Source organism: Pseudidiomarina sp. PP-1MA (assembly GCF_041200125.1).
Lineage (GTDB): Bacteria > Pseudomonadota > Gammaproteobacteria > Enterobacterales > Alteromonadaceae > Pseudidiomarina > Pseudidiomarina fusca.
On the sequence record NZ_CP165718.1, the window covers coordinates 691,518 to 714,139 of the forward strand.

A 22,622-nucleotide genomic window follows, 5' to 3' on the forward strand; every position below is an offset into this window, starting at 1 on the left:
CACAGGAGCGAATCATGGCGATTATTCTGGGCATTGACCCGGGGTCTCGGTTAACGGGATATGGCCTGATTCGCCAATCTGGGCAACGGGTAAGCTATTTAGGTAGCGGCTGCATTAATGTGATGCGCAGCCTCAAAAGTAACAGCGAACCTTGTTTGGCGGATAAATTAAAGGTGATTCATGATGGCGTTTGTGAGCTGATTACTCAGTTTCAGCCGACCGAGTTCGCCATTGAACAAGTGTTTATGGCACGCAACCCTGATTCAGCCTTAAAACTTGGCCAAGCCCGTGGCGCTGCAATTGTTGCGGCCGCCTGTGCCGGCTTACCGGTAGCTGAATATGCTGCGCGTTTAGTCAAGCAGGCGGTAGTGGGTACTGGCGCTGCTGATAAAGCGCAAGTACAGCATATGGTGATGGCCATGCTGAAGCTAACCCATAAGCCGCAAGCCGATGCTGCGGACGCTCTAGCCGTGGCTTTATGCCATGCTCATACCCGCACCCAACCCATTTTAACCGCAAGGGGACGCGCGTGATTGGACAATTAACGGGTACCTTAATAGCTAAGCACCCACCGGAAATTCTGCTAGACGTGAACGGCGTTGGCTATGAAGTACAACTGCCGATGACCTGCTTTTACGAACTACCTGAACTGGGCGAACGAGTAACCCTGATCACGCATTTTGTGGTGCGTGAAGATGCCCAATTATTGTATGGTTTTAATACTTTTGCCGAGCGCATGTTATTTCGTCAGCTGATTAAAGCTCAAGGCGTAGGCCCGAAGCTGGCCCTAACTATTATGTCGGGCATGACTGCGCATCAGTTTGTGCATGCCGTAACCCACGACGACGTTACCAGCTTAGTGAAGCTACCAGGGGTGGGCCGAAAAACGGCGGAGCGCTTGGTGGTAGAAATGCGCGACCGGTTGAAAAACTGGGGTTCAACCACTCCGGCTACGGATGCAGCGCCCATTGATTTTGGTGACTTGACCCCAACCATAAGTGCGGATTCACCGCGCGATGATGCACTGAACGCCTTGCTGGCGCTGGGGTACAAGCTTGCGCAAGCGGAGAAAGCGGTAGCCGCGGCACTGAAAGCGGAACCCCAAGCTTCGAGCGAGCAACTGATTCGGTTTGCGTTGAAGAATATGTAGGGAAGAGCAAGAGCGATATTAGCTGTTGGATATTGGATATTGGGTGAGAGCAAGAGCAAGAGCAAGAGCCGCGAACAACGAGGATGAGTGAGTAGGATGATTGAGCCAGACCGGATAAACCAGCCCCATGCTATTGCCGAAGACGAGGTTGTGGATCGTGCGATACGGCCCAAGCAGTTGGCTGATTACACCGGACAAAAGCATGTTGTTGAGCAAATGGAGATTTTTATTCAGGCGGCCAAGCAACGCTCTGAAGCCCTTGATCATGTGCTTATTTTTGGCCCGCCAGGCTTGGGCAAAACAACCCTTGCGAATATTGTCGCGAACGAACTAAACGTAAATATCCGGCAAACTTCCGGTCCGGTACTAGAAAAGGCCGGTGATCTTGCGGCATTGTTAACCAACCTGGAAGAACACGATGTGTTGTTTATTGATGAAATCCATCGCTTGAGCCCGGTGGTTGAAGAGATTTTGTACCCAGCGATGGAAGATTATCAGTTGGACATCATGATTGGCGAAGGGCCTGCTGCACGGTCTATCAAGTTAGATTTGCCGCCCTTTACCCTGATTGGTGCCACAACGCGAGCTGGCGCTTTAACCTCACCCTTGCGTGATAGGTTTGGAATTGTGCAGCGCTTGGAGTTTTACAATGTTGAAGAGCTTACTAGTATTATTAAGCGCTCAGCGAGTTACCTGAATTTACAGTTAGAGCCGCTTGGCGCATTAGAAATTGCACGTCGTTCGCGCGGTACGCCACGGATAGCTAATCGCTTGTTACGGCGAGTACGCGATTTTGCTGAGGTTAAAAATAACGGCCATATTGATCAAGCCACGGCTGCTGCTGCCTTAGCTATGGTTGATGTGGACGAAGCCGGTTTTGACTACATGGACAAGAAATTACTGCTGGCGATTATTGAGAAGTTCATGGGTGGCCCGGTGGGGCTCGAGAATTTAGCCGCAGCTATTGGTGAAGAGAAAGATACGATTGAAGATGTGCTGGAGCCTTATTTGATTCAGCAGGGGTATTTGCAGCGCACGCCGCGCGGACGAGTGGCAACTTTAAATGCCTATCGCCATTTCGGACTGGATAAAGAAGGGCAAGAGCGCCGTTAGCTAATAGCGAATTTATTGTTACCAACAAAAAAAAGCCCGCTCAGGGAGCGGGCAAAATACAGAACAACAAGGAAGTTAAATCCAGGGAACAATAACAGGAAGAAGTGACAACCGGTCTCTTCGTATCTGGTATATGCTGCGCATTATAAAGAGGCTGGACCAGTTTTCAAACGAGAAAAATTGTGCTTCGCATTACTTTTACTAATATCAAATATTTAATGATGCTTAAAAATTAGGCTTGGTAAAATTGGTAAGACCAAAAATATCGTTTATAAATAGAATCTTAGTGATTTTTGGTCATATTTTAATGATAAAAAAATTTTTGGTGTAAAATTGAGCAAATCAACATTTCAATGGCCCATTCGTGTTTATTATGAAGACACAGATGCTGGCGGTATCGTTTATTATGCGAATTATCTCAAATTTCTTGAGCGGGCCCGTACAGAATGGTTACGCTCGCTAGGAATTGAGCAGGACACTTGGTTGGCTCATCGGGTTGGCTTTGTGGTGCGGCAGGTGCAGATGGATTTGTTGCGGCCGGCTAAATTTAATGATGAACTGATAGTGACGGTTAAGGTCGAACGCCTAGGTCGGGCATCGATTGTGTGTCACCAGCAAGTTATGCTGCAAGATGGTACGGTATTATGTGAGGCTGTGATTAAAGCGGCCTGTGTTCATTTGGGTGAGGCGGGTACCGAGGTTCGTGCGGTGCCTATGCCTACTGAGATATTTGAGGTATTAAAACGTGCAAGCTGAATTGTCTATCACCGCGTTAATTTTAGAAGCCAGTATTGTGGTGCAGTTGGTTATGCTCTTACTGCTGGCGTTTTCGGTGGTTGGCTGGATGATGATATTTCAGCGCCGCAATGTGATTAAGGCCGCTAGCGCTGAAGCTTTGGCGTTTGAAGACAGGTTTTGGTCTGGCGTTGATTTAGCGCGGTTATTCCAAGAAGTGACAGCGAAAGCACAAAATGCCGGTGGCATGGAAAAATTATTTCATGCGGGTTTTAAGGAATTTGCTCGGTTACGTAATAATCCGGCGGTAGGACAGCAGCAAATGTTGGAGGCTTCGTATCGCGCCATGCGGGTGGTGCACTCGCGTGAAGTGGATAACATGGAGCAGAATTTGAGTTGGTTGGCGACCATAGGTTCGATCAGCCCTTATGTGGGCTTGTTTGGCACCGTGTGGGGGATCATGAACGCATTTATCGGCTTGGGCGCGGTGCAGCAGGCGACCTTGGCGATGGTTGCGCCAGGTATCGCGGAAGCTTTGATTGCGACAGCGATGGGTTTGTTTGCAGCGATTCCAGCGGTGATTGCGTACAACCGCTACACTTACCAAGTGGAAAAGATTGATAACCAGTATTTGAATTTTATGGATGAGTTGTTGGCCATTTTACAGCGGCAAACGGCTCAATCTGCAGCTAAAGCAGGTGCGCCGGCATGATGAGCGTGGTGCGTAAGCGGCGGAAGCCGGTGGCTGAGATTAACGTGGTGCCCTACATCGATGTGATGTTGGTGCTGTTGATTATTTTTATGGTTACGGCACCGTTAATCAGTCAAGGGGTGAAAGTTGATTTGCCCAAGGCCTCAGCGGAGCCGCTTGATCCTGAGAGTGAACCACCGATTGTGGCATCAGTGGATCAGCAGGGGCGTTATTTTCTGAGTACCCATCCGGAGCCGAATACACCGCTCGAGGTGGTGGATTTAGCGGTGATGGTTGCAGCCGAGTTGCGCATCAGCCCGGAACGTCCGGTGGTGGTTAAAGGAGATGGCGCTGTCAGCTATAATCAGGTGATTCAGTTGATGGTGTTGTTGCAGAAAGCTGGTGTGAGTCAGGTTGGTTTGATGACCGATAGTTCGTTAGCTGAAACGGCGGGGGCAGGGCGATAGCATGAGTGACATCAAGCCATCGCAAGATGGTGCCAAAGGTACTTCAGCTAAGTCAACGTCAGCTGCTAAAGCCACGGCCACGCAAGCCGGAAGACGGCTGCCAGCAAAAGGCAGTGAGCTAGGTAAGCCTTTGCTGTGGTCGGTGTTAGTGCATGTGGGCGTTGTAGGTGTGTTAGCAGCGGGGATGGTGTTTCAACCCCAGTTGCCAAACACGCCCATGCAGGTGCAATTGTCGGATCCTAATCTGAGCCCAGATGAAGAAATACCGGCGCCGGATGATTTTGAGGCGGTACAGGCCGTAGCGGTAGATCAAGCCGCGGTAGAACGGCAAGTGCAGGCGATTAATGAGCGTAAGCAAGCGCAAGCGGCGGCGGAGCAACAGCGCCAAGCAGAATTAGAACGCCGAGCGGAAGCTGCAAGAAAGGCGCGCGAACGTGAGCTACGTGAGTTGCGTGAATTAGAAGCCAAGCAAGAAGCGGAGCGACGTAAGTTAGCTGAAGAGCGAACCAAAGCACAACAAGAAAAGGCAGCGGCCGAGAAAGCGGCAGCAGACGCAGAAGCCCGTCGTAAACGCGAAGAAGCGGCAGCGGCAAAGGCTGAGCAAGAGCGTAAAGAACGGGAAGCTGAAGCGAAGCGGTTGGAGCAGGAACGGCTAGAGCGTGAGCGCGAAGCAAAAGAGCGTGCTGAACGCGAACGGCAGTTGCAAGAACGGTTAGCGGCCGAAGCAGCAGAACGAGCTAAGGCACGCCAAGCGCAGATGCAAAGCGAGATTCAGCGCTTTACGGCGTTGATAACAGGGGCTATTCAGCGCAACTGGATCGTGGATGATTCGATGCGTGGTAAAGAATGTCAGCTGACCATTAGCTTGGCGCCGAGTGGCTTTGTTAAATCGGTGGACCAAGGCGTTGGCGATGAGCGGGTGTGTCAATCAGCTCGGACTGCGGTGCTAAAAGCTGGTACACTGCCGGTATCGAAAGATCCTGAAGTGTATAAGCAGATGGAAACCATTAAATTGACGGTTAGACCTAATTTGTAACACTAACGTGTAGTTGAAGAGCTTATGATGAAAAAACTGTTTGCCTGTGTTTTGACAGCGGCGCTAAGCCTGATGGTCTTGACGAATTCGGCCCGTGCGGCGCTCGAAATCGTGATTACCGAAGGTATTGATAGTGCCCGGCCGATTGCGGTAGTGCCGTTTGCCTGGAAGGGCGATGGTCCGAAGCCAGAAGGATTAACCGAGGTGGTGGCTGCCGATTTAATGCGCAGCGGCAAGTTTAATCCGATCCCGGTAGCGGCGATGCCACAACGACCTAGTTCGTCGGCTGAGATTGATTATGCCGCGTGGGCTGCGCTTGGTGTCGAGGCCGTGTTGGTAGGGACGATTGAGCCTTACGCCGTAGACCGTTACACAGTTTCGTTTGAAATCGTCGATGTGTTGCGCGGCCAAATCACCAGCGGCACGCAAGTGCTGCGCAATGGCCAGCTGGTTAACTCGCAAGATCATATTCTCGATGCACGTAGCAGTGTGATTGACCGGAATCAGTTTCGGCAGTACTCGCACCGCATCTCTGATGTGTTTTACGAGACTTTAACGGGGCAAAAGGGTGCATTTATGACTCGTATTGCTTATGTTACGGTGAACTATAAGCTGGATAAGCCTTACGAGTTAGTAGTAGCAGACTATGATGGTTTTAATGAAAAGGTGCTGTTGCGTAGTCCTGAGCCATTAATGTCGCCGTCTTGGTCTCCTGATGGTAATAAATTAGCTTATGTGAGTTTTGAGAATAAAAAGCCACAGATTTTTATTCAGGATATCTATACCCGTAGTCGTGAACAAATTACTGATTATAGAGGCATTAACAGTCGGCCAGTATTCTCGCCCGATGGTAAACAGTTGGCGATGGTGTTGTCGAAAGATGGCAATCCAGAATTGTATACCATGGAGCTGGCAACGAAGAAATTGAAGCGAGTTACGAATCATCATGCTATCGATACGGAGCCAAATTGGTCGCCGGATGGTAACTCGCTGATTTTTACCTCAGAAAGGGGTGGAAGACCGCAGCTTTATAGCGTAAATTTAAGTTCAGGACAGGTTCGCCGATTAACCTTTGAGGGTGAGCAAAATTTAGGTGGAACCTATACGCCAGATGGAACGCAAGTGATTATGGTAAACCGCACGCAGGGGAATTATCATATTGCGCGGCAGGATTATCCGAACGGCAATATGCAAGTGTTAACGCAGACAGCCTTGGATGAATCGCCGAGCTTGGCACCGAATGGAAGTATGGTGATTTACAGCACCACTCATAACAACCAACAAGTACTAGCGTTGGTGTCGTTGGATGGGCGCTTTAAGGCACGGTTACCGGCTCGTGAAGGTGAAGTTAAATCGCCCTCATGGTCACCATTTTTAAGATAGTTTTACACACACATACACAGACAGATTTCATTTGATCGAAAGGAACGCGGATATGAACGCAAATAAAGCCCTGAAGAGTTTGTTCATTGCAGTACCTATGTTGGCATTGGCTGCTTGTAGCTCTAACCAAGCTGCTGAAGAAGCAGTAGATCAACAAACCAATCAACAGCAACAGGGTCAAGGCTCTGGTTCTGGCGTTGATGTTGGTGGCATTGAGCGCCCGAAAACACCTGAAGAGATTCGTGCTGAAAAAGTAGCTGAATTACGTCAAGCAAACACTGTATTCTTTGCGTTTGATGATTCACGCATCAGCTCTGAGTACGCGCAAGTGTTAGCAGCTCATGCGGACTTCTTGGTTCAGAACCCAGCGGTCTCTGTTACTGTAGAAGGTCACTGTGACGAGCGTGGCACTCCAGAGTACAACATTGCTCTAGGTGAGCGTCGTGCCAAAGCGGTTGCTCAGTATCTGCAAAACTTAGGCGTAAGCTCAAGCCAGATCAACACTGTGTCTTACGGTGAAGAAAAGCCTCTGATCAAAGCGTCTAACGACGATGCTTATGCTAAAAACCGTCGTGGCGTATTAGTTTACTAAGTTAGTTACTTTAACCAACGGTTAAGCCAATGCAAAAAACAATACTGGTATTGGCCTTACTGATTCCCGGCGTTCTGCATGCGCAGGCGCCGGTATCTAAGTTAGGCAGCGGTTCAGTAGAAGAGCGTTTGGCGCAGCTTGAACGAGTGATGGATGCTCGTAATGCGGCGCAAATGGCGTTGCTGGACCAGATGGGGCAGTTGCAAGACGAGGTCGCAAATCTTCGCGGTACCACTGAAGAGCATGCCTACCAAATTGAGCAGATTTTGCAGCGTCAACGTGAAATCTATCAAGAAATCGATCGTCGTTTGGCGACTAATCCACAGCCACTTCCGGTTGCTAGTGATACGAATGCCACAGCAAATTCTGGGGCGTCTGCTAGCTATTCAACTAACCTCAGCGAGAACGAAGCCTATGAGCAAGCCATTCAGTTGGTGTTGCGAGATAAGCGCTACGATGCTGCGGTGCCAGCGTTCAATGCTTTTATCGAGAATTTTCCGCAGTCAAGCTATGTCCCCAATGCGCATTATTGGTTAGGGCAGTTACTCTTTGCTGAAAGCAATTATGACCAAGCTAAAGTGCATTTTGCGACCGTCATGAATGACTTCAAAGATAGTAACAAGCGCGGCGATTGTATTTTGAAATTGGGTATTATTGCGCAACAGCAAGATGATACAGCTACTGCTCGCCAGTATTACAACCAAGTCATGCAAGAGTATCCAAGTAGCACCGAAGCTGGTTTGGCCAAGAAACGCCTCGATAATTTGTAAGTATTCTGTAGAAAATTCGGGAAAACGTTCGCAATTTGAGCAAACAGACCCGATTGATGCAATTTACAGTTGCAACGAGCGGCTTTTTCAGTAAACTATGCCGCCGTTGCCACTGATAAGTGTGCAGCACGACAGTGATGGGTTGTTAGCTCAGTTGGTAGAGCAGTTGACTTTTAATCAATTGGTCGCAGGTTCGAATCCTGCACAACCCACCAATCACCGTCACCCTTTCAAAGTTCTAGAGTGGGTTGTTAGCTCAGTTGGTAGAGCAGTTGACTTTTAATCAATTGGTCGCAGGTTCGAATCCTGCACAACCCACCACTATTTTCCCCCAGTCTGTTTTAGTCTATACTACCGCAACTTTTATTCATGTATTGAAGTGGTACCATGAGCATAACTGCAGAAATTCAAGCACGTGTCATTGATCAGTTGGATTATCCGTTTCCAGCCAAACCCAAACCGTTAAACGATGCTGAAAAAGCAGCGTACACTGCCCGTATTAAAGAATTATTACGTGAGCAGAATGCGGTGTTGGTAGCACATTATTACACCGACCCAGAAATCCAAGCTTTAGCCGAAGCAACCGGCGGCTGTGTAGCTGACTCGCTAGAAATGGCGCGATTTGGTGCGCAACATGAAGCCGATACGCTGATTGTGGCTGGAGTAAAGTTTATGGGCGAAACCGCGAAGATCCTAACGCCTAACAAACGTGTGTTGATGCCTACCTTAGAGGCCACCTGTTCGTTAGACCTTGGCTGTCCCATCGATGAGTTTTCAAAGTTCTGTGATGAGCATCCAGACCGTACCGTGGTGGTCTATGCCAACACTTCGGCGGCAGTTAAAGCGCGCGCTGACTGGGTTGTTACCTCAAGTATTGCACTAGAAGTTGTGGACCACTTAGATGCTAACGGTGAAAAAATTCTGTGGGGCCCTGATAAACACTTAGGTGCTTACATTCAGAAGCAGACGGGTGCTGACATGCTGATGTGGCAGGGCGCTTGTATTGTCCATGATGAATTTAAGACGAAGAGCTTGGAAGATCTCAAACGCGTGTATCCAGAGGCTGCCATTTTGGTGCACCCAGAATCACCCGCGGCCATCGTTAATCTAGCTGATGCTGTAGGCTCAACCTCACAGCTTATTAAAGCTAGCCAAGAACTGCCGAACGAAACCTTTATTGTTGCCACCGACCGCGGTATTTTCTATAAAATGCAGCAGTTGTCACCACATAAGCACTTTATTGAAGCTCCTACGGCTGGCAATGGTGCTACCTGCCGGAGCTGTGCGCATTGTCCATGGATGGCAATGAATGGCTTGGTAGCTATCACGGAAGCCCTTGAAAAGGGCGGTGCTGCCCATGAGATTCACGTGGATGCGGCACTCGCGGAACGCGCACTTCGCCCCCTCAACCGCATGCTCCAGTTCAAAGGCTAATCATGATTCGTTGTTCGTTACTCGTACCATTACAGCCGAGTAACGAACACCCCCCACTAATATCTAATATCCAATAACCAACAGCGCTCTTGCTCTCCCCCCCCAATATTCATTCATCAATATAACGGATATATTTGCCATCAAGCCAATAGCTGCCTATGTTGAATTGTTAGCTATCACAATGAGGCAGGTAGTATGGCTTTTTATTCTCATGACGATTTTCGTGATAACTGTGGTTTTGGGTTGATTGCACAAATTGATGGTAAACCCAGCCACGATTTGGTCACTCGGGCGATTACCGGGTTGGCCAATATGCAGCACCGCGGCGGGATTAACGCCGACGGTAAAACGGGCGATGGATGTGGTTTATTGCTGCAATTGCCGGAGCAATTTTTTCGTGACTATGCAGCGCAACAAGGCTGGCACCTGAGCAAAAAGTTTGCGGTGGGCATGGTATTTTTAAGTGTCGATGAGCAGCAGGCAGCAACACAAAAAAGTGTGCTAGAACGAGAGTTGGCACAAGAAACACTCACCGTTGAAGGTTGGCGCGAGGTGCCCGTTGATGCTGATATTTTAGGCGAGTTAGCGCAACAAACGCGACCACAGATTGCCCAAGTTATTGTCAGTGCGCCACCGGGTTGGCGTAAAAAGGATTTAGAGCGGCGGTTGTTTATGGCCCGGCGGCGGGCTGAGAATCGATTAGCTGGCAATAGCGATTTTTATGTGTGTTCGTTGTCGTGTCTAGTGATTGTTTACAAAGGCTTGATGCTAGCCAAAGACCTTGCCCATTTTTATCTGGATTTAGCGAATCCGGCGTTAACCACGTCGAACTGTGTTTTTCACCAACGTTTTTCTACCAATACGCAGCCACAATGGCGGTTGGCGCAACCTTTCAGATTTTTAGCGCATAATGGTGAGATTAATGCCATTCGTGGCAATCGCCAGTGGGCGGCAGCACGCCAGTACAAGTTTCACTCGCCACTGTTACCTGATTTGCAGCAGGCGGCGCCGTTTGTGAATAGCGACGGTTCAGACTCGTCGGCGCTGGATAACATGCTGGAGTTGCTGTTAGCAGGGGGCATGGATTTGTTTCGGGCGCTGCGTTTATTGATTCCGCCGGCTTGGCAGGGCGATCCGACCATGGATGATGCTTTGCGAGCGTTTTACGAATTTAACTCCATGCACATGGAGCCGTGGGATGGGCCGGCTGGAATTGTCATGAGCAACGGGCGGCATGTGGCTTGTAGTTTAGATCGGAATGGGCTACGTCCGGCCCGTTTTATTTTAACCGACACCGGCGTGCTTACTATCGCTTCTGAAGTAGGGATCTGGGACTACGATGAAGCTACCGTGATTGAAAAGGGACGCTTAGGCCCGGGCCAAATGTTGGCGGTGGACACTTACAATGGTCGAATTTGGCGGAGTGCTGAAATCGACCAAGATTTGCAGGCTCGTCATCCTTATCGAGATTGGTTAACCAGCCATGTGCGAATCTTGCAACCGTTTCGTGAGTGCGCGGCTGAGTTATTAGGGCAGCGTTTATTTGATGATGCGCAGATGTTGGTGTATCACAAGTTGTTTTTGTACAACCGTGAGGAACTGCAGCAAGTACTGGCAGTGTTAGCCAGTGATGGCCATGAGGCTACGGGTTCGATGGGTGACGACACTCCAATTGCAGTACTTTCAGCCCATCAGCGTTCATTGTACGATTATTTTCGGCAGCAGTTTGCGCAGGTCACCAACCCACCTATCGACCCTATTCGCGAACGTCATGTGATGAGTTTGGCTACCTGTTTAGGGCGTGAGCAAAATGTCTTTAGTGAGACGTCAGGTTATGCCGAGCGTGTGGTGATTGAGTCACCGGTGTTGATGTATACCGATGTGAAGCAATTACGCCAGTTACCTGCAGAAGGCTACAAGTTAGCCAAGCTAAGTTTGCAGTTTTCTGCACAGCAGGACAATTTAGAGCAAGCACTGACGCGTTTGTGTCAAGAAGCCGTACGTCTGGTACGAGAGGAGCAGGTGGTACTATTGCTGCTAAGCGACCGTGATATCGACCGCAACCTATTAACCATCCCCGCGGCATTGGCCGTAGGTGCCGTGCAGCAAGCGCTAGTGCGCGAAAACCTACGCTGTGATTCAAATATTTTGGTGGAAACCGCATCGGTGCGCGATGCTCATCAGATGGCGGTGTTGATTGGGTTGGGTGCGACTGCGGTGTATCCGTTCTTAGCCTATGAAAGTATTGAACAATTAGTAGAACAAGGGGTGGTTAAGGAAGAGGTGCGTACCGCCCTGACGAATTATCGCGAGGGCATCAACAAAGGTTTGCTTAAGATCATGTCGAAAATGGGCATTGCCACCGTTGCCAGTTACCGCGGTGCTTGTTTGTTTGAGGTGGTGGGCCTGGCCGATGGGGTGCGCCAACGTTGCTTTGCTCATGCGCCTGCCCGCATTGGTGGTGCTGAGTTTAGTGATTTGCAGCTGCAGCTTGAACAGGTTCGCCAGCGAGCCTGGTTAGCGCATCAACCGTTACCCGCAGGAGGCCTGTTAAAGTACGTGCATGGGGGGGAATACCATGCCTATAACCCGGATGTAGTGACCAGCTTACAACAGGCGGTAAAAACAGGTGATAGCGCAGCCTATCAGCGTTTTGCTGACCATGTTAACCAGCGTCCGATTGCCTTTATTCGTGATTTATTGCAACCCCAGCCGGTTGCCAAACCATTACCTTTAGCCGAAGTAGAACCAGCAACTGCTTTGTTTCATCGCTTTGATAGCGCCGCCATGTCGATTGGCGCGCTTAGCCCCGAAGCCCACGAGGCTTTGGCTGAGGGGATGAATAGCATCGGTGGACATTCAAATTCAGGTGAAGGCGGGGAAGATCCGCGCCGTTTTGGTACCCCTAAAAACTCACGGATTAAGCAAATTGCTTCAGGCAGATTTGGGGTGACGCCGCATTACTTGGTGAATGCTGATGTGCTGCAAATCAAAATTGCGCAAGGAGCAAAACCTGGTGAGGGCGGACAACTACCCGGTGAAAAGGTGTCAGCGGAGATTGCACGGCTTAGGTATGCCGTGCCAGGCACAACGCTGATCTCACCACCACCGCATCATGATATTTATTCGATTGAGGATTTGGCCCAGCTGATTTTTGATTTAAAGCAGGTGAATCCTCAGGCTTTAATTAGTGTGAAATTAGTATCGTCGCCGGGCATCGGCACCATAGCTACTGGGGTGGCGAAAGCCTACGCCGATTTGATCACCGTATCTGGTTACGATGGCGGCACCGGCGCAAGCCCTTTAACCTCAGTGAAGCACGCCGGTTCGCCGTGGGAGTTAGGCTTAGCCGAAGTGCAGCAAGCCCTAGTAAGTAATAACTTACGCCACAAAGTACGAGTACAAGTAGATGGCGGCTTAAAGACAGGTTTAGACGTCATCAAAGCGGCGATTTTAGGGGCCGAAAGTTTTGGCTTTGGCACCGCGCCTATGGTGGCGTTAGGCTGTAAGTATCTGCGTATCTGTCATTTGAACAACTGTGCGACTGGGGTGGCAACTCAAGACGAAACCTTGCGTCGCGAGCATTTTAGTGGCTTACCGGAGCGGGTGGCGCAGTACTTTACCTTTGTGGCTGAAGAAGTACGTTATTGGTTAGCCCAATTAGGCGTAGCGCAGTTAACGGATCTTATTGGCCGGGTGGATTTATTGGAACGCGTGGCTGGAACTACTGCCATGCAGCAACGGTTAGATGTGTCGGGGCTATTAGCCGCAGCAGGTACAGATAATGGATTGCCTCGTCATTGTACCGAGCGCAACCCGGCCGCTGACCAAGGCCAGCTTAATCAGCAGTTGTTGAGCTTAACCGAAGCTGCTATCGCCGCCGGTAGTGGCGGCCATTGGCACCTGCCGGTACGTAACTACGATCGTGCCGTAGGGGCTGCCGTAGCGGGGCAAATTGTCCGAAAATACGGTAATCAAGGGATGGCTGGCGCACCTATTACCCTTACTCTTGAGGGTTCGGTCGGGCAGAGTTTTGGTGCCTTTAATGCTGGCGGCTTACGACTCGAACTTACTGGCGATGCCAACGACTATGTCGGCAAAGGCATGGCTGGAGGGCGGTTGGTGATAAAACCGCCACGAGTGGCGACATACCAAAGTAATCAGGCCATTATCATGGGGAACACCTGCTTGTATGGGGCTACTGGTGGCAAATTGTTTGCCGCCGGCTGTGCTGGTGAGCGCTTTGCGGTGCGTAACTCAGGCGCAACGGCCGTGGTAGAAGGCATCGGTGACCATGGCTGCGAATACATGACTGGCGGTATTGTGGTGGTGTTAGGCCGCACTGGCATTAACTTTGGTGCTGGGATGACCGGCGGCTTTGCTTATGTGTGGGACCAAGATGGCCAGTTTAAAGCGCGGCTTAATCGTGAATTAGTAGAGCCTTGCGCAGTAGATTCGCCGATGTTGCAGGAGCATCTGCGAGGGCTGATTCATGAACACTATGAACGCACCGGCAGCGAACACGCACACCAGTTACTGCGGCGCTTAGAGCAGCATTTTAGTGAGTTTGTGATGGTTAAGCCTAAAGCCGCAGACTTAGCTGATTTGGTCGGGCATCGAGCCCGATCAACCGCTGAATTGCGCGTGGAGGTGATGTAATGAACAAGAATATTTATCAGTTTTTGGATGTTCAGCGCATCGATCCGCCGAAAAAATCTGTCCGCGAACGGCAAATTGAGTTCGTGGAAATCTATGAACCTATGGCTGAGCATCAGGTGAGTGGTCAAGCCGATCGTTGTTTAGATTGTGGTAATCCATACTGTGAATGGCAGTGCCCGGTGCATAATTATATTCCGCAATGGTTAGAGCTAGCACAGCAGGGGCGTATTTTCGAAGCCGCTGAGTTATGTCATCAAACCAATAGTTTACCGGAAGTTTGTGGGCGTGTGTGTCCACAAGATCGGCTCTGTGAAGGCGCTTGCACGCTGAATGATGAGTTTGGTGCGGTGACCATAGGCAGCATTGAGAAGTACATCACCGATACTGCTTTTGCACAAGGCTGGCGCCCGGACCTATCGCAGGTACAGAAGCTTGATAAGCGGGTGGCAGTGATTGGGGCCGGACCGGCTGGGTTAGCTTGTGCGGATGTGTTGGTGCGCAACGGCGTCAGTCCGGTTGTGTTTGACCGCTATCCTGAGATTGGCGGCTTGCTCACGTATGGGATCCCACCTTTTAAGTTAGAAAAGTCGGTGATGGAGTTACGGCGCGAAATTTTTACCGAGATGGGTATTGAGTTTCGCTTAAATACCGAAATTGGCAGCGATGTGCAGTTCAGCGAGCTGTTACAACAATTTGATGCGGTATTTGTGGCGCTTGGCACCTATCAAGCCCTCGACGGTAAGCTCTCAGGGTTGGATGCAGAAGGTGTGCATCATGCCTTGCCGTACTTGATAGGGAATACGCAACGGCTGTTGCAGCACGCCCCGATGCCGGCCTATCCTTGGTTAAATTTGCAAGGCCAGCGCGTGGTGGTATTAGGCGGTGGTGATACGGCGATGGATTGTGTGCGGACTGCTGTGCGCCAACAGGCAGCTAGCGTGATCTGTGCTTATCGGCGCGACGAGCAAAATATGCCAGGTTCGCGGCGCGAGGTGCAAAATGCTCGAGAAGAAGGGGTGGTGTTTGAGTTTAACTTGCAACCGTTAGCGATTGAAACTGATGCGAATGGCAAGGTGAGCGGGGTGCGGATGGTGCGCACGCAGCTCGGTGCGCCTGATGCGCAAGGCCGACGTCGCCCCGAAGTGGTGGCAGACTCAGAATTTGTCTTGGCAGCAGATGCTGTGGTGATTGCGTTTGGCTATCAGCCTAATCCGCCTAGTTGGCTTACTGAGCAAGGCGTAGAATTGACGGATTGGGGCACGGTTGCAACTCAAGAACAGCAAACCTACGCCTTGCAGACCAGTCATCCGCAGATTTTCGCTGGCGGTGATATGGTGCTGGGGGCCGATTTGGTGGTGACCGCAATAGCCCAAGGGCGCAAGGCTGCCTTGGGCATTTGTGATTGGCTACAACGGGCCGATTAGCGCTCGGATGTGCTAGCTAATTCAGGGTGTAACAGCTGATAGCCGGTTGCCAATAGCCGTTGATTGCTTAAGCGCTTGCTACCGCGGGCGCCGACTTTATCGCTACGCGGCAGCTCGGTAATAGTAACCCCGAGTTGTGCGGCGATGCGAGCATAGGCATCTTGCTGTAACAGCGGCTGACTATCGGTGACCAAGTAGACGTCTTCGCAATGTTCAGGATGAGCCAATAAGTGGGCAATAAAACCAGCCACGTCGTCACTGTGAATGCGGTTGGTCCAGGTAGGAGAAATAACCGCTGTACCCGCTTGAATTTGCTGGCGCAGGCGCTCCCGACCGGGGCCATAAATGCCTGAACAGCGCAACACACTTACCGTAGCGGCGCTACCTTGAATCACTCGCTCGGCTTGCAGCAGCATCTCGCCGCTATCGCTGGTTGGCTCGGTAGCGCTTTCTTCATCGACCCACTCGCCATGGGTTTGGCCATAAACGCCGGTGCTAGAGACATACAAGACACGAGGTGGCGCAGCTAGTTGATTGAACACCTGCTGTAAATGCCGACATGGCACCACGTAGGCTTGATGGTAGCCATCACGCGAGTAGTCATTTGGTGTTAGGGTGATCACTACGGCTGCCACCGGTTCATCAAACAAGGCTTTAAGTTCAGTTTCGTTGTTGGCACTGGCTGCTACTAATTCTACCCCCGCCGGTGCGGTTTTGCGTTCGGGTTGTCGGCAGACGCCAACTACCTGCCAGCCTTGCTTAACTAATAAAGGTGCGGTGCGTTGGGCGATATCGCCATAACCTATCCAAAGTAATCTCGGCTTCACTATACGGCTCCTAACCAAACGTCTAAAAATAGCATCAGTACCAAGCCTATCATTAAGCCACTGGTGGCGCGCTGATGATGGCCATGGCGGTGCGTTTCTGGGATGATTTCGTGACTGATTACAAATAACATGGCCCCGGCGGCAAAGACTAAGCCCCAAGGGAGTAATAGCTGTGACAAGTTTACAAAGATGCCGCCAACCAGGCCGCCGAGAGGCTCAATAAGGCCGGTTAAAGAGGCTACTACGAAGGCTTTGAGGCGGCTGTAGCCCACCGCCAATAGGCCAACTGCAACCGCTAAGCCTTCGGGTAGGTTTTGCAGGCCAATCCCTAATGCGAGCGAAAAGGCGCGCTCTTGGTCTCCACTACCGTAGCCTACGCCAACGGCGAGGCCTTCGGGGAAATTGTGAATAGCAATGGCAAAAACGAATAGCCAGATACCTGCTACTTTGTCGCTATCACGGCCTTCGGGGCCACTTACAAAGTGTTCATGGGGTAACAGCCGGTCAAGCAGAGCAATCGCTAGTGCTCCCATTAAAATACCAACCACAGCAATGGTAGCGGGCCAAGGACCAGGACCATAGATTTCGGTGGATATATCAATGGAGGGCACGATCAAAGAGAAAAATGAAGCGGCTAACATGACCCCGGCGGCAAAGCCAAGCAAGGTGTCATTAAAGGCTGCGGAGGGTTGTTTACCTATCAGAATGGGCAGTGCCCCGATCGCGGTAAGGCCGCCAGTTAGGGTACTGGCTACTAAAGCCATCAAAATCAGTTCCATCAGCTCGCTGACTCCTACGATGCGATAACTTGTTGACTAGTATACGCCATCTGTGGGGTTGCGCTAGTAGACAAAAAAACGCCATTCGTCAGAATGGCGTTTTACATAGGGGAGAATACTTGTAAGTGAGTTGGCTAACTCAGTGGGGTACCTTAGCCACGGCGGCGGCGCCACCAAACTAAGCCAACCAGAGCTAACATCCAAGCACCGAACTGGCTGCTTGATTTGCTCGCTGGTGGTGCTGGTTGCTCATCACCGTCACCAGAGCCATCGCCTGAACCATCACCCGAGCCATCACCATCGTCACCACCGTCGGTTGGTGGCTCTTCGCCATCAGAAACAACCGTTAAAGTGAAGCTGGTTGACGCTTTGTCGGTAGGGTTTTCTACGTCAGTAACAGTCACTGTAACCAGCGTCTCGCCATGGAAATGCTCGGCAGGAGTGATGGTCGCAGTTGCTCCTGATTGGTGTCCGCTCACTTCAGCAGTGATGTTGTCACCGGTGATGGTGATTTCATTAACACTGTTTTGGGCGTCCACGTAGTAGATCACTAAATCTTCTAGGCTGGTATTCTCATCAATGGATTTATCACTGATGCTACCTAGAGTGATGTTACCAGGTGCTGACAAGGTTTGAGACATAGTGATGTCGTCCATGCCCTCAACTGAGCTGACTGCGTTTACGGTAAGATCGCTACCGACGGCGTTAGCCATGACCTCAGTCCACAGCGTTACGTTGAACTCAGAAACTTCTGGACCCACGTAGTCGTAGCACACGACCAAGCCATCTTTGACGACCTCATCAAGATTTTCTAAAGCAAACTGCTTGCCTAAGAAACCTTCGATCGGACCAAAGGTATGAACCGGGCCACGATAACCTTGGAGACCGATTGAACCGCGTCCATCTTGGCTGCCGAAATCGATATTATCGTAGGCCATGATCAATTCAAAGTCGCCGCTGCCATGCTTGGTTTGTGCGTTGAATATCAACTGGAAATCAAACCGGTCGTCGCGTTCTTCCCAGATGATTTCGCCACTTTCAGCGATGTCAGCGAAGGCGTACGAACGGGCATTATCCCACTCTACGATAGCCCAACCTGACTGCGTGCTAGCAATAGAAATACCTTCTGGATCATACGGACTTGGATAGAAAGGAACGCTCATCATTTCCATCGTTTCCATACTAACAGCACGCCAGAATGGCCCGACTTGTTCGTATGGATGACCGCCGTTAGGGAAAGCAAAGTGGAACGGTCCGAACAGCGGCGAATATTCGCTGAAGGAGATCATTCCCGTAGCACGAATTTCTACCCCATTCTTTTTGCCCACATTAAGGTAGTCGGTATTGTTATAGAGGTGAACGCTGTCGAAGGCGCCATTATATAAATCAATGACCGGAATCACTAACCCTTCGGTGTGCAAGATATCGCCATCACGACCTGGTAACACATAACCATTTTCATCGTATTCGACCGGAGCGAAACCACCCATGACTGGCGTGATGTTAAACTCGGCTAAATCGATATAGCCACCGGGATTACTGTTACCCACGTTAGGTGTAACACACTGGGCATCGGTGAGATTGGTGGTGATGTTATAGTCAGGTGCAAGATCACGGGTGTTCGGTTGAATACCACTGATAACCACTTGGCCGTCGGCTTGTTCAATGGAGAACGCTGTTTCTGGCTTGTTGGTATTCACGCTGACCACTTTCAGACCCTCTGGAATATCTGTCTGAATGGTAAAGGCACGATCACGACCACTGGTGTTAGCTAACACATCAAAGGTAAACGGCACCAGATCACCAGCTTGGGCCGCGGTTTGGCCGGCCCTAAGAGACACATCGTTGTTACCACGAGTGAGCTTAAGAGCGACTTTACCGATATTACCGGCATTGACTTGCGAGGTACCAAAATCCACCAAAGAGTAGTAGATATCATCTACTTCAGCGTCTGGTAAAGTCCAGTTGAGCTCCACGCTAGTACCTTTACCATCAGCGTATGGCACAGCGACCGTCATGTTGCTAGCCACTTGATCACTTACTACAGCGGTAGCAATACGGAAGGATTCTTCTAAACCATCCAAAGGATCTTGGTTAGACCAACCTTTTTGTGAGTTATAGAATACCACCCAGTAGTCGCCGGCATCAGGATTGTTGATGTTACAGAAGTTGTTGTAGATGATGTGCTGCGACATACAAACAATTTCATCATCCATGTCCACTTGGCCATTACCATTGTAATCTTTACCTACATAAAGAATTAAGTTACCAAGGTCAGAGGTACCCGTTAATGGCGATTGCTCAAGACCAATCACCTCAGCAACAAAACGTTTAGAACCGGCCGGCACGTTTACCCATTCGGTATGAGTAGCTTCGTCTAATCGATCGGCTGGATCAGCAGTACTGCCGCTGAGCGTGTAGGGGAAGAAGCGGTCATCGTCTTTCGGTACGGTAATGAGTTTTTGTTCGGCTTTCACCGGTGCAAAGACCCGCCCCATGTTCTGTCCTTCAGGTAACGCAATGTTATTGAAGGTTTGGCTGCCGTTTGCACGGTGTGCGATAACCTCTAGATTATTAGGCATACCGTTGTTGTCATATTTGAACGCAATCGGCCAATGCTGGTCGCTGCTACGCTTACCAACTTCAGTTAAACGTAGCGTTGAGTGCAGCTCAACCTCAGCGTTACTAAACCAATCTTGGGTATCCATAATCGAAGCAGTAACCACGATGGTTTGGCTTTCGCCAGCTTGCAAACTGAACTCGGTAGGATGTGCAGTAATAGTCACCCCGTTCTGGCTGGTTTGTTGCTTAGGATCAAACGCCCAGTTGCGTACTTCGTCAATATCCACTTGCCAAGTACCGTCGGTAGTCGCGGTCACCGTACGCAACCAAGAACAGGTTGGCTTACAGCTAAAGTTAACCAGTTGCGGTAGATTTAAGCGGTCTACTGCACCACCATTTTCGGGGTCGGCAGCGGCAAAGTTAGCTGCGCTTTCATCCATAATTAAACCAGCATTAACCGCATTGGCTACGTTAATTCGGCCGTTACCTGCGCGGTAGGTTTCAGCTGCCATGATGTCGCCATCGGCGCGATTAAAGTAACGGAAACGAACCGTTTCATCAGCGGTAGAAACTAACGCCGATTGAATTTCTGCTGCACTCCAATCAGGATGAACTTGCTTAAGTAACGCTAAGGCACCGGCAGCATGTGGAGATGCCATTGAGGTACCGCTTAAGAACGTAAAATCACTGGTAGCAGGAGCTTGGGTGAAGGGATGTTCATCAGACCAAGCGGCATAAATATTCACCCCCGGAGCAGCTACTGTAGGAATCAGTGATGCTGGCGTTGATGGGCTTGGGCCACGTGATGAGAAAGGCGCAAGCCAATCCGCATCTTCAGCAATCCGCTGTTGCTCTAACAGGGTTGGCTGAATTGTCATCAGATGACCTTTACCGTTGTTGCGCAGCCAAGCAGAGAGGCCATAGTAACCGTTGGTGTTATCTCCAGACCAAGCACCACTGGTGATGTGAATAGCAGGCAAGGAATATGCAGAAGTGACAGCGATAGGGTCACCATAACCGCTATTGTATAGCACAAAACCATCGGCGCCACCGGCTTTGATGTTGTCGGCTTTTGCTGTGCGAGCAATGCCATTCGGGTCGGTGATAGGATTACGTGCACAGGCCACGATGGCAGGTAAGGGTTGTCCGGCACTGTCTACAATCGGACTGCCATCCGGGTAGTAGTCAAAGGTACCTTCGGCATAAGCTTCACCGCAGTACTTGTCTTTGTTGCCAGCGCTGTTGAGGTAATCTTCAGCTTTAAGCACCACCCCAGTTACGCCTTCGCTATTTAAGGCACCGCCGACAATACGCTCAACGGTAGGTAAACGAGTTCCGGCATCGGGGCCTTCAACGAAGCCAAATTGGTTCGCCACGGTTTCGATAATCACCGAGCGATCGTGAGTTGATGCCGCCACGTTTAATAACCAAGGTGAGGCGTGGTCGATGGCACCAAAATATTCCTCATAATTACCTAGTTGGCCTGAGTTACCGGCAGCCGCCGCGACTAAAATGCCGGCTTCGCGAGCTCCTAAAAAGGCCATTTCAACGGCGTCACTCCATGGATGAGAATCTTGCCCACCGATGGAGAAGTTGATGACATCGACACCATCTTTGATGGCATCTTCAATACCAGCAACTAATGCTTCACCCGGACAGCCTTGGACGGTATCTGCCGCAGGTTGACAGACTTGATAGCTAATGATGTTCGCACGTGGTGCAACCCCACTGATTTGGGTAAAAAATTCGTCTTTAACGACAGTACCATCGCTGGCGCTTAGTGGCTCTGGCACCACTAACGGAGCGCCGTAGATAGGGTTGCCGGCCACGGTTGAGGCAACGTGAGAACCGTGACCATGATAATCTTCGCCGATAGGAGCTGCGGTATTGCCTAATTCACCTGTGGCAAAAGCATCGGTGATAACACCATAGCTGCGCATGCCGATAAGTTTGTCGTTACACCGCTCGGCATAGGTGGCAAGCTCACAATCGCCTACGTAGTTACCACTGCCAAAGGGGTTGGTATGAACATAACCATCTTCGGCAACAGCCGCAAAAGAAGGGTGGTCTGAGTTGATACCTGAGTCAATAATACCGACAATAAGGCCTTCGCCTTTGGCGGCGATACTGTTAGGAGCGGTTCCCTGCCAAACTTGGTCAGCTTGAATGAGCTCAGGGCCAGCATCCGTATGCATTTGATAGATTTTGGAACGCTGCACGCTCACCACGGCGGGGTGTTCAGCTACCGCAGCGGCCTGTTGCTGAGTAAGTTTTAATGAAAAACCGTTGAGGGCCGCGGTAAAACGTTGTCGTGCAGAAGATTGTCCGGTAACCCCAGCCAACTCAGCTAACACGTGATTTTGATTTTGGAGCAATTGGGCTTGTAGGGTTTCAACTTCTTTGTTGACGGCTTGGCCAGCAGTAAAAAGTTTGCCACGATTGCGTTTTAGATCGCGTTGGGTTTGGCTAGAGAACTCTTGCTCAGCAAGTGCGGGTTGCCGCAAGCGTACAATATAAACATGTTCGCCTTGGATATCATCTTCGTACACAAATTTGTGTTTTTGGCTACCTAGTTGCACGTTCAAACCATCGTTTTGTAACACGCTGTAGGAGCCTTGGCGGACGGTTTGTTGTTGTTGGCGGAGCTGCTCAACATCCACGTTAACCGCTTGTAAACGGTCGGCTGCAGGGATAGTGACAGTAGCGTCTGGCATGGCTGCCTGTAAACTACCGGCGCTATACAAGGCAGCTAGTACTGCTGTTGTAAGTAGTTTTATTTTCACGATGAACTTCCTGATTTTATTAGAATTAGTTTTTTCCATTAGCCCGATCACGTACCGCAAAACCATGATAGGGTAGGCAGATAAAAGCACATCTGGATGATTCTCAGGCAGTAAATTCATGTACGACTTTGTATCAACCCCAGTCGTAACTAGCGACAGCGCAGCATAAAGCTCGTACAGTAGTCGCATGATTATTTTGAGGTAGAATTGATGACCA

At 50.3% G+C, this 22,622-nt stretch carries 16 protein-coding genes and 2 tRNA genes; 15 read left to right on the top strand and 3 right to left on the bottom strand.

Annotated elements, in window-relative coordinates:
• Positions 1-14 precede the first annotated feature (14 nt).
• The 15 genes from ruvC (at position 15) to AB8S08_RS03225 (ending at position 15,454) form a co-directional block, all read left to right on the top strand.
• Positions 15-533, top strand: coding sequence for a crossover junction endodeoxyribonuclease RuvC (ruvC, locus tag AB8S08_RS03155; RefSeq protein ID WP_369743558.1), 519 nt, complete (start codon positions 15-17; stop codon positions 531-533).
• Complete coding sequence (gene ruvA, locus AB8S08_RS03160; protein WP_110074916.1) at positions 530-1,150, top strand: Holliday junction branch migration protein RuvA; 621 nt, start codon at positions 530-532, stop codon at positions 1,148-1,150. Before ruvC ends, ruvA begins: the two co-directional genes overlap by 4 nt.
• Positions 1,151-1,246: 96 nt before the next feature.
• Entirely contained in the window at positions 1,247-2,263 is a 1,017-nt protein-coding gene (gene ruvB, locus AB8S08_RS03165; protein ID WP_110074915.1) for a Holliday junction branch migration DNA helicase RuvB, read from the top strand.
• Positions 2,264-2,596: 333 nt separating this feature from the next.
• Positions 2,597-3,019: a tol-pal system-associated acyl-CoA thioesterase gene (gene ybgC / locus AB8S08_RS03170; protein ID WP_369743560.1), complete on the top strand. Its 423-nt coding sequence runs from the start codon at positions 2,597-2,599 to the stop codon at positions 3,017-3,019.
• Positions 3,009-3,710, top strand: a complete 702-nt coding sequence (gene tolQ / locus AB8S08_RS03175) for a protein TolQ (RefSeq protein ID WP_369743562.1) — start codon at positions 3,009-3,011, stop codon at positions 3,708-3,710. The genes ybgC and tolQ overlap by 11 nt, the downstream gene beginning before the upstream one ends.
• A complete protein-coding gene (gene tolR, locus AB8S08_RS03180; RefSeq protein WP_110074912.1) occupies positions 3,707-4,156 on the top strand; it encodes a protein TolR in 450 nt (149 codons plus the stop codon). Before tolQ ends, tolR begins: the two co-directional genes overlap by 4 nt.
• Before the next feature lies 1 nt (position 4,157).
• Complete coding sequence (tolA, locus tag AB8S08_RS03185; protein ID WP_369743564.1) at positions 4,158-5,192, top strand: cell envelope integrity protein TolA; 1,035 nt, start codon at positions 4,158-4,160, stop codon at positions 5,190-5,192.
• Between the two features lie 72 nt (positions 5,193-5,264).
• Positions 5,265-6,575 (top strand): Tol-Pal system beta propeller repeat protein TolB, encoded by a 1,311-nt coding sequence (gene tolB, locus AB8S08_RS03190; RefSeq protein WP_369744178.1) that lies wholly within the window; start codon positions 5,265-5,267, stop codon positions 6,573-6,575.
• A 52-nt stretch (positions 6,576-6,627) separates the two neighbouring features.
• On the top strand, positions 6,628-7,167 hold the full coding sequence (gene pal / locus AB8S08_RS03195; RefSeq protein ID WP_110074909.1) for a peptidoglycan-associated lipoprotein Pal: 540 nt from the start codon (positions 6,628-6,630) through the stop codon (positions 7,165-7,167).
• Between the two features lie 29 nt (positions 7,168-7,196).
• Positions 7,197-7,937, top strand: a complete 741-nt coding sequence (gene ybgF, locus AB8S08_RS03200) for a tol-pal system protein YbgF (protein ID WP_369743565.1) — start codon at positions 7,197-7,199, stop codon at positions 7,935-7,937.
• Positions 7,938-8,076: 139 nt separating this feature from the next.
• Positions 8,077-8,152, top strand: a tRNA-Lys gene (locus AB8S08_RS03205).
• Positions 8,153-8,182: 30 nt separating this feature from the next.
• Positions 8,183-8,258 (top strand) — tRNA-Lys (locus tag AB8S08_RS03210).
• Between the two features lie 66 nt (positions 8,259-8,324).
• Positions 8,325-9,371, top strand: coding sequence for a quinolinate synthase NadA (nadA, locus tag AB8S08_RS03215; RefSeq protein WP_369743566.1), 1,047 nt, complete (start codon positions 8,325-8,327; stop codon positions 9,369-9,371).
• 195 nt (positions 9,372-9,566) lie between these two features.
• Complete coding sequence (gene gltB / locus AB8S08_RS03220) at positions 9,567-14,030, top strand: glutamate synthase large subunit (RefSeq protein ID WP_369743568.1); 4,464 nt, start codon at positions 9,567-9,569, stop codon at positions 14,028-14,030.
• Positions 14,030-15,454, top strand: a complete 1,425-nt coding sequence (locus AB8S08_RS03225) for an FAD-dependent oxidoreductase (protein ID WP_369743571.1) — start codon at positions 14,030-14,032, stop codon at positions 15,452-15,454. Before gltB ends, AB8S08_RS03225 begins: the two co-directional genes overlap by 1 nt.
• Here the strand turns inward: AB8S08_RS03225 and AB8S08_RS03230 are convergent.
• From AB8S08_RS03230 to AB8S08_RS03240, 3 genes are all read right to left on the bottom strand, one after another.
• On the bottom strand, positions 15,451-16,281 hold the full coding sequence (locus AB8S08_RS03230; RefSeq protein ID WP_369743573.1) for an SDR family oxidoreductase: 831 nt from the start codon (positions 16,279-16,281) through the stop codon (positions 15,451-15,453). The genes AB8S08_RS03225 and AB8S08_RS03230 overlap by 4 nt on opposite strands.
• The gene (locus AB8S08_RS03235; RefSeq protein WP_369743575.1) at positions 16,281-17,060 is read right to left on the bottom strand and encodes a ZIP family metal transporter; all 780 of its coding nucleotides are present in this window, start codon (positions 17,058-17,060) and stop codon (positions 16,281-16,283) included. Before AB8S08_RS03235 ends, AB8S08_RS03230 begins: the two co-directional genes overlap by 1 nt.
• Before the next feature lie 152 nt (positions 17,061-17,212).
• Positions 17,213-22,405 carry a S8 family serine peptidase gene (locus AB8S08_RS03240; RefSeq protein ID WP_369743577.1) on the bottom strand — a complete coding sequence of 1,731 codons (5,193 nt, stop codon included), beginning with the start codon at positions 22,403-22,405 and terminating at the stop codon, positions 17,213-17,215.
• Positions 22,406-22,622 lie beyond the last annotated feature (217 nt).